Annotated in this window: 12 protein-coding genes; 3 read left to right on the forward strand and 9 right to left on the reverse strand. The window is 60.0% G+C overall.

The genetic code is table 11. The features are described 5' to 3' along the window. Nucleotides 1-30: 30 nt before the first annotated feature. Nucleotides 31-492, reverse strand: a complete 462-nt coding sequence (locus tag ACF8MC_RS08670) for an Lrp/AsnC family transcriptional regulator (protein WP_004940330.1) — start codon at nucleotides 490-492, stop codon at nucleotides 31-33. A gap of 122 nt (nucleotides 493-614) precedes the next feature. On the opposite strand from ACF8MC_RS08670, the gene ACF8MC_RS08675 reads away from it, so the two are divergent. After that, nucleotides 615-1,655: a PLP-dependent cysteine synthase family protein gene (locus ACF8MC_RS08675; RefSeq protein WP_041033654.1), complete on the forward strand. Its 1,041-nt coding sequence runs from the start codon at nucleotides 615-617 to the stop codon at nucleotides 1,653-1,655. Between the two features lie 60 nt (nucleotides 1,656-1,715). Here the strand turns inward: ACF8MC_RS08675 and cof are convergent, their stop codons facing one another. Beyond that, complete coding sequence (gene cof / locus ACF8MC_RS08680; RefSeq protein WP_033647299.1) at nucleotides 1,716-2,540, reverse strand: HMP-PP phosphatase; 825 nt, start codon at nucleotides 2,538-2,540, stop codon at nucleotides 1,716-1,718. 104 nt (nucleotides 2,541-2,644) lie between these two features. Here cof and ACF8MC_RS08685 point away from each other — a divergent pair, with 104 nt between their 5' ends. Together ACF8MC_RS08685 and queC are read left to right on the forward strand one after the other, a co-directional pair. Next, nucleotides 2,645-4,360, forward strand: coding sequence for an SgrR family transcriptional regulator (locus ACF8MC_RS08685; protein WP_033653261.1), 1,716 nt, complete (start codon nucleotides 2,645-2,647; stop codon nucleotides 4,358-4,360). A gap of 114 nt (nucleotides 4,361-4,474) precedes the next feature. After that, the gene (queC, locus tag ACF8MC_RS08690; protein ID WP_004940343.1) at nucleotides 4,475-5,173 is read left to right on the forward strand and encodes a 7-cyano-7-deazaguanine synthase QueC; all 699 of its coding nucleotides are present in this window, start codon (nucleotides 4,475-4,477) and stop codon (nucleotides 5,171-5,173) included. A 42-nt stretch (nucleotides 5,174-5,215) separates the two neighbouring features. Here the strand turns inward: queC and ACF8MC_RS08695 are convergent, their stop codons facing one another. From ACF8MC_RS08695 to clpP, 7 genes are all read right to left on the reverse strand, one after another. Next, entirely contained in the window at nucleotides 5,216-5,629 is a 414-nt protein-coding gene (locus tag ACF8MC_RS08695; protein WP_033637318.1) for a thioesterase family protein, read from the reverse strand. Between the two features lie 154 nt (nucleotides 5,630-5,783). Further along, nucleotides 5,784-6,164 (reverse strand): helix-hairpin-helix domain-containing protein, encoded by a 381-nt coding sequence (locus ACF8MC_RS08700; RefSeq protein WP_049196371.1) that lies wholly within the window; start codon nucleotides 6,162-6,164, stop codon nucleotides 5,784-5,786. A gap of 138 nt (nucleotides 6,165-6,302) precedes the next feature. Then, nucleotides 6,303-8,186, reverse strand: a complete 1,884-nt coding sequence (ppiD, locus tag ACF8MC_RS08705; RefSeq protein WP_049213807.1) for a peptidylprolyl isomerase — start codon at nucleotides 8,184-8,186, stop codon at nucleotides 6,303-6,305. Nucleotides 8,187-8,364: 178 nt separating this feature from the next. Continuing rightward, complete coding sequence (gene hupB / locus ACF8MC_RS08710; RefSeq protein WP_004940351.1) at nucleotides 8,365-8,637, reverse strand: nucleoid-associated protein HU-beta; 273 nt, start codon at nucleotides 8,635-8,637, stop codon at nucleotides 8,365-8,367. A gap of 216 nt (nucleotides 8,638-8,853) precedes the next feature. Then, on the reverse strand, nucleotides 8,854-11,208 hold the full coding sequence (lon, locus tag ACF8MC_RS08715; RefSeq protein ID WP_033653263.1) for an endopeptidase La: 2,355 nt from the start codon (nucleotides 11,206-11,208) through the stop codon (nucleotides 8,854-8,856). A 194-nt stretch (nucleotides 11,209-11,402) separates the two neighbouring features. Further along, the gene (gene clpX / locus ACF8MC_RS08720; RefSeq protein WP_004940354.1) at nucleotides 11,403-12,674 is read right to left on the reverse strand and encodes an ATP-dependent protease ATP-binding subunit ClpX; all 1,272 of its coding nucleotides are present in this window, start codon (nucleotides 12,672-12,674) and stop codon (nucleotides 11,403-11,405) included. A gap of 143 nt (nucleotides 12,675-12,817) precedes the next feature. Next, nucleotides 12,818-13,441, reverse strand: a complete 624-nt coding sequence (gene clpP / locus ACF8MC_RS08725; protein ID WP_016928858.1) for an ATP-dependent Clp endopeptidase proteolytic subunit ClpP — start codon at nucleotides 13,439-13,441, stop codon at nucleotides 12,818-12,820. Between the last annotated feature and the right edge of the window lie 316 nt (nucleotides 13,442-13,757).

Below are 13,757 nucleotides of genomic sequence, written 5' to 3' on the forward strand. Positions count from 1 at the left end.
CACCGTTGAGCCGCCCGTCCGGTGAACTTTTCACTCCGGCACCGGCAGCGCAGTGGTGTATTTGATTTTTTCCATGGCAAAGCTCGAGGTGACGTCGATGAGGCCCGGTACGCCGTTCACCAGGCGCTTATAGAAGCCGTCGTAGCTTTTCATGTCCGCCACTTCGACCTGCATCAGATAGTCGTACTCCCCCGCCATGCGGTAGAACGCCAGCACCTCGGGCATCTGGCTGGTCAGTTGCACAAACGCCTGATACCACTCGCTGCTGTGCTGCTGGGTCTTGATCAGCACGAACGCCGTCAGCCCCAGGCCGAGCTTTTCGTTATCCAGCAAGGCCACCCGGCCGCGGATATAGCCCTCGTCTTCCAGGCGCTTCAGCCGTTTCCAGCACGGCGTCGAGGTCAAATTGACCGCATCGGCCAGCGCCTGCAGCGACTGGGTGCAATCTTGCTGCAGCATGCACAGCAGCTTACGGTCTGTTTTATCTAACATAGCGGCTACCAGGAGAAAAATTTTCTCCCATTAGGCGATTAAACAGGGAAAATGGCAATCCTTTTTTCCTGCCGACAGGCTATGCTACGCCATAAACCAGCCCCCTATTCTGAGGCCAAATCATGACAAACTCTTGGGTAAAATATGCTATCGGTGAAATAGAAGCGGATTTTCAGCGCTCCGCCGATACGCACCTGATTCGCCTGAACATGCCGGCGTTTCCCGGCATCTGCCTGTATCTGAAAGATGAGAGCACCCACCCGACCGGTAGCCTGAAACACCGTCTGGCGCGCTCGCTGTTCCTTTATGGCCTGTGCAACGGCTGGATCACCGAAAACACCACCATCATCGAGGCCTCTTCGGGCAGCACCGCGGTGTCCGAAGCCTACTTCGCCCGTCTGATCGGCCTGCCGTTCATCGCGGTGATGCCGTCCTGCACCGCGCGCCGCAAGGTGGAACAGATCGCCTTTTACGGCGGCCGCTGTCACTTCGTCGATCACGCTGCCCAGATCTATGCCGCCTCCGAACAGCTGGCCAAAGAGCTGAACGGCCACTATATGGATCAGTTCACCTACGCCGAGCGCGCCACCGACTGGCGCGGCAACAACAACATCGCCGACAGCATCTTCCGCCAGATGGCGCGCGAACCCTTCCCGGTGCCGAAACACATCGTGATGAGCGCCGGCACCGGCGGCACCTCCGCCACGCTGGGGCGCTACATCCGCTATCAGGGGCACGACACCCAATTGACGGTGGTCGATCCGGAAAACTCAGTGTTCTATGACTGCTTCCACCACGGCGATCGCACCCTGATCGGCAGCTGCGGCAGCCGTATCGAAGGCATTGGCCGCCCGCGCGCCGAGCCGTCGTTCATCCCGTCGGTGGTCGACAACATGCTGCGGGTGCCGGATGCCGCCAGCGTCGCCACCATTCACTGGCTGGAAGGCGTGCTCGGCCGCAAGGTTGGCGCCTCCACCGGCACCAACGTCTGGGGTGCGCTGCAGTTGGCGAAACAGATGCGGGAAAACGGCGAGCAAGGGTCGATCGTCACTCTGCTGTGCGACAGCGGCGAGCGTTATCTGGATACCTATTACAACCCGGAATGGGTCAGCAATAACATCGGCGATTTACAGCCGTATCTGGCGCAGCTGGCAGATTTGTAACGCCAGGCTCCGGATAAAAAAAAGCCGGGTAGTCATACCCGGCCGGCTGTAAGGAGAACCTCATTCTTCGGGGGAATAGGTGAGGCAAGGTGAACGCAGCCAATGTTGTAAATAGTGGGCCACCGCCTGCTGTTGGCAATGGCCGATAACCGGTAGCTGCGGCAGCAGGGATTTCAGCTGCGGCAAGGCGTTGCCCATCACCACGCCGTGCCCCACCGCCCCCAGCATCTCTTTGTCGTTCATCGCGTCGCCGAACGCCATGCAGTCGGCCATCGTCAACCCCAGATGGCGGCTCAGCCGGTCCAGCGCCGTGCCCTTATTGCAACCGAGCGGCAGCACCTCCAGGCAATCGTAGGCGGAAAAGCACAGGTCTGCCTCGTCACCCAGCTGCGCCCGCAGCTGCACCTGCAACGCCAGCAGCTCCTCGTGCGGCGCGACAAAGCACACCTTGCTGTTGCCGAACGCCGGCAGGCGGCGCACGTCGGCCAGCTGAAAACGAAAGCCGCTCAGGTGGTGCGCCCGCAGCATCTCTTCCGGCACGGGAAACTCGGTCAGCCAGCCTTCGTCGCGGAACACATGCATGCTGGCGCGGGTGCGCCAATGATGATGCAGCACCTCTTCGGCGACCGCCGCCGGCAGATCGGTAGCGTGCAGCTGTTGGCCGCGGTTGTCATACACCCGCGTGCCGTTGCCGGTGATCAGGTAGCCCTGCAGCCCCAGCTGCGCCATGATCGGCTGCGCGTCGAGGTAGTGCCGCCCGGTGGCGAACGTCACCACCATCTCCCGTTCCACCAGCTGGTTCAGCACCGCCAGCGTTTCCGGGCCAACCCGGTGATCCGGCATCAACAGCGTGCCGTCCATATCGAAAGCTGCCAGGCGATACATAAAGACCTCTTGAATGTGAACGCGATTACAATCCGTGCAGTATGGAATGGTATTTGCGGAAGTAATAGTGAACAATTTGAAAAAACCGTTCCGGATTTCTGCCCATGCGCCTGGTTCACCGCCTCAGCCAATATCAACGCCTGTACCATCAGCTCGGCAGCGCGCCGGTCGCCGTGACCATCGGCGAACTGGCGGCGATGTTCTACTGCAGCGAGCGGCACGCCCGCACGCTGGTGCAACAGCTGCAGGATCAGGGCTGGCTGAGCTGGCATTCGCAGCCCGGCCGGGGCAAACGCGCTCGCCTGCACTGCCTGAAAACCCCGGATGAGCTACGCGCGCAGCTGTTGCAACAGCTGCTGCAACAGGGCAACCATCAGGGGGCGCTGGAGATGGCGCAGCTCGATCCGCAGCACCTGCAGGATCTGCTCAGCCCGCACCTCGGCGGGCAATGGCAGGCCGGCAGCCCGACGCTGCGCATTCCCTATTACCGCACGCTGGAAACGCTCGACCCGCTCACGCTGACCGGCCGCGCCGAGCAACACCTGGTGTCGACCCTGCACGCCGGGCTAACGCGCCTGATGACCGGTAACCCGGAACCGCAGCCCGATCTGGCGCACCATTGGCAGATTAGCGATCGCGGCCTGCGCTGGCGCTTCTTTCTGCGCAGCCAGCTGCGCTGGCACAACGGCGAACCGTTGACCGGCCACCAGCTGCTGCAAACGCTGGAAAAACTGCAACACCACCCGCGCAGCCAACCGAGCCTGGCCAACGTCGCGCGCATCAGCCTGCCGCATCCGCTGTGCGTTCAGTTCGATCTGCATCTGCCGGATTACTGGCTGGCCCACCGGCTGGCGGAACTGCCTTGCCTGATGACCCACCCGGAGCTGCCGGCCATCGGTGCCGGCCCGTTCAAGCTGACGCTGAATGAACCGCAGCTGGTGCGGCTGGAACAGCACGCCGGTTACCACCTGCAGCATCCGTATCTGGACACCATCGAATACTGGATCACTCCCGATCTGCCCACCGCCGCCCCCTACACCAGCTGCCAGCATCCGGTGCGCATCACCATCGGTCAACAAGACGATTTGGCGCAGGCCCGGCCGGTGCAGCGCAGCATGAGCCTGGGCTGGTGTTATCTGGCGCTGAACCTGCGCCACGGCGTGCTGAGCGAAGCCCAGGGGCAAAAGCTGCTGATGCTGATCCAGCAGTCCGGCCTGCTGAGCCATCTGCCGATCCCCAACAGCGTGATCACCCCCAGCCATGAAATGCTGCCCGGCTGGCGCATCCCCCGCCAACAGGTCGAAGAGGACGTCGCCCTGCCCGCCCGGCTGACGCTGCTGTATCGGCCGCCGGTCGAGCTGGAAACGGTGACGGCCGCGCTACAGCGGCTGCTCGCGCAGCACGGCTGCGAGCTGGAAGTGCGCTACTACGCCGGCAAGCGCTGGCAAAGCGAGGAACAGATCGCCCAGGCCGACCTGCTGCTGGCGGACAACCTGATCGGCGAAGCGCCGGAGGCGACGCTGGAGAGCTGGCTGCGGCAGGATACGCTGTGGCGCGGCATCCTGACGGAAAGCCGCTGGCAACAGCAACAGGACACGCTGCGGCAGATCCAGCAGCTGCAAGCGCAGCAACCGCGCTTCGCACAACTGCAGGCTTATTATCAACGGCTGATGGCCGCCGCCATCATCACGCCGCTGTTTCACTACCAGTATCAGATCAGCGCGCCGCCGCGCATGCATGGCGTCACGCTGACCGCTCACGGCTGGTTCGATTTTTGCCAGGCGTGGCTGCCGCCGCCGGTGGACGACGCCCCGGCCTGAGCCGAACCGCCCTGCGCCTGGCGGCCCTTTCTGCTACTATTGTCGCCGCAACGCAATTTTATCCTGCCGCCCGAATGTGTATCGGGAGAGGCCAAAGCCCAAAAAGGTGATTTTATGAAGCGCGCGGTTGTCGTTTTCAGCGGTGGACAAGACTCCACGACCTGCTTGATCCAGGCATTGCAACAGTATGACGAAGTTCACTGCGTCACGTTCGATTACGGCCAGCGCCATCGCGCCGAGATTGAAGTGGCTCAGGAGCTGTCGGTGGCCCTCGGCGCCAAGGCGCACAAGGTGCTGGACGTAACGCTGCTCAACGAGCTGGCCGTCAGCAGCCTGACGCGCGACAATATCCCCGTTCCCGCCTACGATCCCAATCAGAAAAATGCGCTGCCGAGCACCTTCGTGCCGGGCCGCAACATCCTGTTCCTGACGCTGGCGGCGATCTACGCCTACCAGGTGGAAGCGGAAGCGGTGATCACCGGCGTGTGTGAAACCGATTTCTCCGGCTACCCCGATTGCCGCGACGAGTTCGTTAAAGCGTTGAACAAGGCGGTGACGCTGGGCATCGCCCGCGATATCCGCTTCGAAACGCCGCTGATGTGGCTGAACAAGGCCGAGACCTGGGCGCTGGCGGACTATTACCACCAGCTGGATCGCGTGCGCCAGGATACGCTGACCTGCTACAACGGCATCAAGGGTGACGGCTGCGGCGAGTGCGCCGCCTGCAACCTGCGCGCCAATGGCCTGACGCAGTATCGCGCCAATCAGGCGGAAGTGATGGCCGCGTTGAAACAAAAGGCCGGTCTGGCCTGAGGCAGTGACGGCGGCAGCTTCTGCCGCCCGTTCTCCCCCTGTTTACCGTGAGTTTTCCTGCGGCACAAGCGCCTCCAGATGCGCACGCAGTTCCCCCTCGAGCGGCAGCGCACGCTGCGTTTTCAGATCGACGCACACGAAAGTCAGCAGCGCGTCGGCCACCGGCGTCCCCGCCGGATCCTGCGTCACCTTTTGGCTCAGCACGCCGCTCTTGCCGTTGAGCTGCACCATCTGGCTGTCGATACGCAGCTTATCCCCCAATACCGCCGGGCTGCGGTAATTGATATTGATGTTCACCACGATGAAAGCGATGTTGTTTTCCGTCATCCAGCGGAACCCGGCCTCGTTCTCCAGCCACTCCCAACGCGCCTCTTCCAGAAACTCCAGATAGCGAGCATTGTTAACGTGCTGGTAAACATCAAGATGATAACCGCGAACTTTGATAAAGGTTTGCATAGGGAACGATCGCTCCTGCCTGGTGATTACAGAAAGAGGGAGCCGCGCTGGCTCCCTCGCCCGTTTGGTCAACGCGCCAAACTGGTAAGACCTGTAAAATGTAGCAGAGGAGTTTCGGCCTCAGCGGCATTTTGCCACGCAGCCGCGACCGGGATCACATTTTCAGCCGGGCGCGGTTCTTCTCAAACAGCGCCGGCCCGATGCCCGGCACCTCCTGCAACTGCTCAACCTGGGTGAATGGCCCATTCTGCTCGCGGTAGCGCACGATGCCTTCCGCCTTCTTCAGGCCGACGCCGCTCAAGGCGGCGGCCAGCTGTTCGGCGGTAGCCTGATTGATGCTGACCGCCGTTTCTTCGGCCACCCTGGTCATCGTCTGTTGCCCGCCATTGCTCGCCGGTGCTGAGAGCATGGGGGCCGGCGCCTCGGCTTTATTCACCGCGGCGGCCGGCCCCGCCAGGCATAACAACAGCGCGGTCAGCGCGGCGTTAACGTGACGACGGTAACCGAAAAACGCTTTTTTCTCTGAATGTTGCATGCTGTATCCTCCTTGTGTGTGACAGCACGGCTACCTTGCCGCGGCGGCGGATATTCAGCAATCGGCGGATATCAGATGTGGAAAAGGCCGCGAAAGCGGCCTTTGTTTGTTGCACTGCGTTGCAGAAAAATGCGGCGATTACTGAGGCTGTTGCTCAGCGGCGCCCATTTTGATCTCGGCTTCTTTACGCAGGCTCGCCAGCAGCGAATCGAAGGAGACGCCGGTCGCGCCCTCTTCCATCTTGCCAACGAAGGTTTTCATTTCGTCTTCCGGCAACGTGCCTGGCTTCACCGCATCGAGCGCGATCAGCACCACGTTGTCCTGACGATCCTGCGACATGCCGTATACCGGTTTACCGTCCTGCGGGTGCGGCAGCGCGAACACGCTCTCTACCAGCTGGCTGTCTTCCGGCGCGCGCGCCATCTTCTGCACGGCGCCAAAGCTCAGGCCGGCGGCTTTCATCGCCTCGTCGCCCTTGCCCTGCTTCAGCTCAACCAGCAGCTTCTCGCCCTGCAGTTTCGCTGCCTGCAGCGCCTTGTTGCGCTTCACCAGTTCCGCCACGCGGTCTTTCACCTGGTCGAACGGTTCGATGCCTTCCGGCTTGTGGCCGCTCACGCGCACCACGAAGGCGCGGTCGCCGTCTACGGTGATCACGTCGGAGTTGCTGCCCGGCGCGCCGTTCTCGCCGATCAGCGAGCCGTCGAAGATCGCCTGCACGACCGGCTTGAAGTTCAGCGCGGCAGGAATGTTGTCACGGGTGAACCAGTCGCTTTGCGCCGCTTTCACGCCGGCCGCTTCTTCAGCCGAGGCCAGAGATTCGTTGTCGCTGGTCGCCGCTTCGCTCACCTTCTGCTGCAGCGCGTAATACGCGTCTACCGCTTTCTCCTGCTGCACCTGCTTGGCGATGGCGTCATGCACTTCGCTCAGCGGCTTCACTTTCTCAGGCTCAATATCGTTCAAACGCACGATCAGGTAGCCGACGGAAGACTTCACCACGCCGGACAGCTGCCCTTTCTCGGTCAGGTTAGCCTGCTTCAGCTCGTCGGCGGTGGTTTCCGGCTCCAGCCAACCCAGCTCGCCGCCGGTGCGGCGTGAGATGATATCGGTGGATTTCTCTTTCGCCAGCGTGGCGAAATCGGCGCCCTTCTTCAGCTCGTCCAGCGCCGCGTTGGCTTCCGCCTCGGTTTTCAGCTGGATCACGCTGTAGTTTTTACGCTCCGGCTGGCCGTAGCTGCTCTTGTGCTGGTCGTAGTAAGCGCCGATGTCTTCTTCGCTCACTTTCACCTTGTCCTGCATGGACGCAGCGTCCAGCGGGATATAGCTCACCTTCACCTGCTCAGGTGCGATGAAGCTGTTCTTGTTCTGATCGTAATACGCCTTCAGTTCGTCGTCGCCGGCGCTCTGTTTCGCCTGCAGCGCTTTCAAATCGATGGTCGCCAGGCGCACGTCGCGCTCCTGCAGCACCAACGCCGCCATGGCTTGCGATTCAGACGGCAGCACGAAGCCGGAATCGCCGAAGGCCTGGATCACCTGCTGATTGACCAACTGCTGGCGCATCGACTGCGCGAAGTTGTCGGCGGTGTAGCCCATGCGGCCGATCAGGTCGAGGTATTTGGCGTTATCGAACTGGCCGTTGGTCTGGAAGTAAGGCGCCTTGCGGATGGCGTCCTTGATCTGATCGTCGCTGACCGCCAGGCCCAGCTTCTTGGCGTACTGGTCGAGCAGCATGTTGTCGATCAACTGGGACAACACCTGACGGCGCATCTGCTGCATATAGCCTTCGTTGCCGGCCAGCGCGGAGAACTGGTCACCCAGCTGCTGCTGCATGCGGCTACGCTCGCTTTGGAAAGCCTGTTCCAGCTGAGCGCGCTCGATCGTCTGACCATTTACTTTCGCAGCATAATCGCCGGAGCCGCCGATCAGGTAGTTACCCACCCCGGTCAGAACGAATGACAGGATGATCAGGGCCAGGATGATTTTGAGCACGACGTGATTAGCAGCCGCGCGTAAATTGTCCATCATAGTGTGACAACACTCCGCTGTGATGTGGATTAACAACCCTTGTGCAGGCGCGTTCCCTGCGACAAAAATAAAAAAAGCGCATCAGTCCGATGCGCCTTGTATCTTACCTTACCAGCACCGCTGCGTCAGGTGATTGTTTATTACAAAACCCTGTTACGCTAAACGGTTAGACGCTAAATCAGTTTACAGCGTCTTTCAGCGCTTTCCCTGCACGGAAGGCCGGTACTTTGGCTGCCGCGATTTTGATCTCTTTACCGGTCTGCGGGTTGCGGCCGGTACGAGCCGAACGTTCACGCACGGTGAAGGAACCGAAACCTACCAGAGCCACGTCATCCCCTGCTTTCAGAGAGTCGGTAACGGAAGCGATTACTGCGTCTAAAGCACGTCCCGCTGCCGCTTTGGAAATATCAGCACCTGCGGCAATCTTGTCGATCAGTTGTGACTTATTCACTCTATCATCCCCTCTAGAATTCTATCGTCGCACCGAAAAATCCCTACGGTTGCGACAGCGCAGCTGTTATATCAATCCCATCGAACCTTGGCAAGCCACCGACTGGGTGGCAAAACGCGGGCCGACAGAGATCTAACTTAGCGGTACAAAAAAATACTGGCAAGTCCGAAATGGCTTGCCAGTATAAGTTTTATCAATGGTTTTTGCGATTCGTCACTATTTTGCCGCTACCGGCAGTGCGCCGAAGGCCGGGTTTTGCAACGCAATGTTCAAAACTTCATCGATTCGCTGAACCGGATGAATCTCCAGATCGGCGATAACATTGTCCGGAATCTCTTCCAGATCGCGCTTGTTCTCGTAAGGGATCAGCACGGTTTTGATGCCGCCGCGATGCGCCGCCAACAGCTTCTCTTTCAGGCCGCCGATCGGCAACACCTGGCCGCGCAGCGTGATCTCCCCGGTCATCGCCACATCGGCGCGTACCGGGTTGCCGGTCAGGCAGGAGACCAGCGCGGTGCACATCGCGATACCGGCGCTCGGGCCGTCTTTCGGCGTCGCCCCTTCCGGCACGTGCACGTGGATGTCGCGTTTCTCGTAGAAATCGGCGTTGATGCCCAATTTCTCCGCGCGCGCGCGCACCACGGTCAGCGCCGCCTGAATCGATTCCTGCATCACTTCGCCCAGGGAACCGGTGTAGGTCAGCTTGCCTTTGCCCGGCACGCAGGCGGTTTCGATGGTCAGCAGATCGCCGCCCACTTCCGTCCACGCCAGCCCGGTGACTTCGCCCACGCGGTTTTCGGTATCCGCACGGCCGTAATCGACGCGCTGCACGCCCAGATAATCCTTCAGGTTGTCGCCGTTGATCTCGAGATGCTTGAGCTTCTTGTCCATCAGCAGCGTTTTCACCGCTTTACGGCACAGCTTGGAGATTTCACGCTCCAGGCTGCGCACCCCGGCTTCGCGGGTGTAGAAGCGAATGATGCCGATGATGGCGCTGTCGTCGACCGTCAGCTCGCCTTTTTTCAGCGCGTTGCGCTCAAGCTGCTTCGGCAGCAGGTGCTGCTTGGCGATGTTGAGCTTCTCGTCCTCGGTGTAACCCGACAGGCGGATCACTTCCATACGGTCCAGCAGCGGCGCAGGAATGTTCATCGAGTTCGAGGTGGCGACGAACATCACGTCGGACAGATCGTAATCCACTTCCAGGTAGTGGTCGTTGAACGCCACGTTCTGTTCCGGATCCAGCACCTCCAGCAGAGCGGAGGCCGGATCGCCGCGCATGTCGGAAGACATCTTGTCGATCTCATCCAATAGGAACAGCGGGTTCTTCACCCCGACCTTGGCCATCTTCTGGATCAGTTTGCCCGGCATCGAACCGATGTAGGTACGACGGTGGCCGCGGATTTCCGCTTCGTCACGCACGCCGCCCAGCGCCATGCGCACGTACTGGCGGCCGGTCGCTTTGGCGATCGACTGCCCCAGCGAGGTTTTACCCACGCCCGGCGGCCCCACCAGACACAGGATCGGCCCCTTGATTTTGCTGACGCGGCTCTGCACCGCGAGGTACTCGAGAATGCGATCCTTGACGCGCTCCAGGCCGTAGTGATCGGTATCGAGCACTTCCTGCGCCTTGTTCAGGTCTTTTTTCACCTTGCTGCGCGCATTCCACGGCACCTGCAGCATCCAGTCGATGTAGCCGCGCACCACGGTCGCTTCCGCCGACATCGGCGACATCATCTTCAGCTTTTGCAGTTCCGCTTCGGTTTTCTCGCGCGCCTCTTTCGGCATTTTCGCCGCATCGATCTTGCGCTTCAGCGCTTCGTGCTCGTCCGGCGCGTCGTCCATCTCGCCCAGTTCTTTCTGAATCGCCTTCATCTGCTCATTCAGATAGTACTCGCGCTGGCTCTTCTCCATCTGCTTCTTGACGCGGTTGCGGATGCGTTTCTCGACCTGCAGCAGGTCGATCTCCGATTCCATCATCGCCATCAGGTATTCCAGGCGCTCGGTGATGTCGGACATCTCGAGCACCGACTGCTTGTCGCTGAGTTTCAGCGGCATGTGGGCGGCGATGGTGTCCGCCAGGCGCGCGGCGTCGTCGATGCTGTTCAGTGAAGTCAGCACCTCCGGCGGGATTTTTTTGTTCAGCTTGATATAGCCTTCAAACTGATTGATCGCGGTGCGCACCAGCACTTCCTGCTCGCGCTCGTCGATCGACGGCGACTCAAGGTATTCCGCCTGCGCGGCGAAATGCTCACCGCTGTCGGACAGCGTGGTGATGCGCGCGCGCTGCAGCCCCTCGACCAGCACTTTTACCGTGCCGTCCGGCAGCTTCAGCATCTGCAGGATCGACGCTACGGTGCCAACCGAGAACAAGTCGTTAATGCCAGGTTCATCCGTTGAGGCCTCTTTCTGTGCCACCAGCATGATCTTCTTATCGTGATCCATTGCGGCTTCGAGGCACCGAATCGATTTTTCCCGGCCAACAAATAACGGGATCACCATGTGCGGATAAACCACCACGTCGCGCAATGGCAGAACGGGGATTTCAATGCGTTCGGAACGCTCAGGGTTCATAGAGCTCTCTCTTAGTTTAATTTCCGCCAGGTTGAGGGGGAATCTCATGAGACGCAAGCATCTAACGTTTCATAAAATCTGGTTAACGAGTATATGGGGATGAATCTCTTACATTCAACGGCAAGAATGCAGGAAAAAGAAATGGGGGATAAAATCCCCCATTTTGCTGATAACGCCCTGGTTTGACTGGCTAATTATTCGCCAGACGCCTGAGCTTCCGGCTTGCCGTAAATCAGCAGCGGTTTGGATTGGCCGGCGATGACCGACTCGTCGATCACCACTTTGTCTACGCTGTCCATCGACGGCAGATCGTACATGGTGTCGAGCAGCGCGCCTTCCACGATGGAACGCAGGCCGCGGGCGCCGGTTTTGCGCGCCATGGCTTTCTTGGCGATGGCGTTCAACGCTTCGTCGCGGAACTCCAGCTCGACGCCTTCCAGGTTGAACAGCGCCTGATACTGCTTGGTCAGGGCGTTCTTCGGCTCTTTCAGGATCTGAATCAGCGCGTCTTCGCTCAGCTCGCTCAGGGTCGCCACCACCGGCAGACGGCCGATGAACTCAGGGATCAGGCCGAACTTGATCAAGTCTTCCGGTTCGGCCTGCAGCAGCAGTTCGCCTTCGGTCGCCTTCTCGGACTCGCCCTTGACGGTCGCGCCGAAGCCGATGCCGGAGCCGGTGTTGACGCGCTGGCCGATCACCTTATCCAGGCCGGCGAATGCGCCGCCGCAGATAAACAGGATCTTGGAGGTATCGACCTGCAGGAACTCCTGTTGCGGATGCTTGCGCCCACCCTGCGGCGGAACCGCGGCGATGGTGCCTTCAATCAGCTTCAGCAGCGCCTGCTGCACGCCCTCACCCGAGACGTCACGCGTGATCGACGGGTTGTCGGACTTGCGGGAAATCTTATCGATTTCATCGATATAAACGATGCCGCGCTGCGCTTTCTGCACGTCATAGTCACATTTTTGCAACAGCTTCTGGATAATATTTTCCACGTCCTCGCCCACGTAACCGGCTTCGGTCAGCGTGGTGGCGTCGGCCATGGTGAACGGCACGTCCAGGAAGCGCGCCAGCGTTTCCGCCAGCAGGGTTTTGCCGCTGCCGGTCGGGCCGATCAGCAAGATGTTGCTCTTGCCCAACTCGATACCGTTGCTGGTATCGCCGTTGCGCAGGCGTTTGTAGTGGTTGTACACCGCAACCGCCAGCACTTTCTTCGCCTGCTCCTGGCCGATGACGTAGTCATCCAGGTGGTGGCGGATCTCGTGCGGCGTCGGCAGCGCACTGCGCTCACGATGCGGGGCAACTTCTTTAATCTCTTCGCGAATAATGTCGTTACACAGATCGACACATTCATCGCAGATATACACTGACGGCCCGGCAATCAGCTTACGCACTTCATGCTGGCTTTTGCCGCAAAAAGAGCAGTACAGCAGCTTTCCTGAACCGTCTTTGCGCTTATCTGTCATCAGTCAAACCTCTTCTTTAGTCTTGTCCCGCAGGAAAATCACGGCGGCAGTGCGCCCAAACTCATATCGGGAACGCCGAGTGGCCACAGCAGAGCGAGCCCCTGCCCACTCTGATTACTATAGTCCATCGGCGCCGCGTGGTTCTAGCTGCGGTGTGTCAGAATGCCGTCAACCAGGCCGTATTCCACGGCTTCTTCCGCGGTCATAAAGCGATCGCGCTCGGTGTCGCGCTCGATCTGCTCCAGCGGCTGGCCGGTATGCTCGGCCATCAGTTCGTTCATGCGCGCTTTCACCTTGAGGATTTCGCGCGCATGGATTTCGATGTCCGTCGCCTGGCCCTGGTAGCCGCCCAGCGGCTGGTGAATCATCACGCGCGAGTTCGGCAGGCAGAAACGTTTGCCTTTGGCGCCCGCGGTCAGCAGGAAGGAGCCCATCGAGCACGCCTGCCCCATACAGATGGTGCTGACGTCCGGCTTGATGAACTTCATGGTGTCGTAAATCGACATGCCCGCGGTGATCACCCCGCCCGGCGAGTTGATGTAGAGGAAAATGTCTTTTTCCGGGCTTTCCGCTTCGAGGAACAGCATTTGCGCCACGATCAGGTTGGCCATGTGATCTTCCACCTGGCCGGTCAGGAAAATGATGCGCTCTTTCAGCAGGCGGGAATAGATGTCGTAAGAACGCTCCCCGCGTGAAGTCTGCTCTACCACCATCGGCACCAGCGCCATGTTCGGTGCAAATTGATCTCGTTCGCCACTGTATGACATTACCGTCTCCTAATAGAAATTGCCTTGGCGGCCAGGGTGTCACCCTAATACGCCGATTCTACTTGAGAACGGCCATGATGACTATGCTCAAGCATTCGACCCGCGCCGCACGTACCCGACGGTTATTTCATCCCGCGCACTTTGGCAAACAGCCCCAGAATTATTCTTTACAGATTGGGGGATCCCGGCGCGATTTCAAGCCCAGAGACCGATTTTCTCCGCGCGCCGAAAACGATGCCGTTAATCTGACCGTTATCATGCCAGCCAGTTCCCCAGGCAACAGGGTAAATATAGTGCATATTGCCCCGCTTAACCT

It is taken from the genome of Serratia sp. LACPHL-BACT-2024-00286 (assembly GCF_043109535.1).
In the GTDB taxonomy this organism is placed as follows: domain Bacteria; phylum Pseudomonadota; class Gammaproteobacteria; order Enterobacterales; family Enterobacteriaceae; genus Serratia; species Serratia sarumanii.

What these genes read in the sequence shown, in the direction of transcription:
- ACF8MC_RS08670 (WP_004940330.1), bottom strand. Translation starts at nt 492, where the DNA reads ATGTTAGATAAAACAGACCGTAAGCTGCTGTGCATGCTGCAGCAAGAT.
- ACF8MC_RS08675 (WP_041033654.1), top strand. Translation starts at nt 615, where the DNA reads ATGACAAACTCTTGGGTAAAATATGCTATCGGTGAAATAGAAGCGGAT.
- cof (WP_033647299.1), bottom strand. Translation starts at nt 2,540, where the DNA reads ATGTATCGCCTGGCAGCTTTCGATATGGACGGCACGCTGTTGATGCCG.
- ACF8MC_RS08685 (WP_033653261.1), top strand. Translation starts at nt 2,645, where the DNA reads ATGCGCCTGGTTCACCGCCTCAGCCAATATCAACGCCTGTACCATCAG.
- queC (WP_004940343.1), top strand. Translation starts at nt 4,475, where the DNA reads ATGAAGCGCGCGGTTGTCGTTTTCAGCGGTGGACAAGACTCCACGACC.
- ACF8MC_RS08695 (WP_033637318.1), bottom strand. Translation starts at nt 5,629, where the DNA reads ATGCAAACCTTTATCAAAGTTCGCGGTTATCATCTTGATGTTTACCAG.
- ACF8MC_RS08700 (WP_049196371.1), bottom strand. Translation starts at nt 6,164, where the DNA reads ATGCAACATTCAGAGAAAAAAGCGTTTTTCGGTTACCGTCGTCACGTT.
- ppiD (WP_049213807.1), bottom strand. Translation starts at nt 8,186, where the DNA reads ATGATGGACAATTTACGCGCGGCTGCTAATCACGTCGTGCTCAAAATC.
- lon (WP_033653263.1), bottom strand. Translation starts at nt 11,208, where the DNA reads ATGAACCCTGAGCGTTCCGAACGCATTGAAATCCCCGTTCTGCCATTG.
- clpX (WP_004940354.1), bottom strand. Translation starts at nt 12,674, where the DNA reads ATGACAGATAAGCGCAAAGACGGTTCAGGAAAGCTGCTGTACTGCTCT.
- clpP (WP_016928858.1), bottom strand. Translation starts at nt 13,441, where the DNA reads ATGTCATACAGTGGCGAACGAGATCAATTTGCACCGAACATGGCGCTG.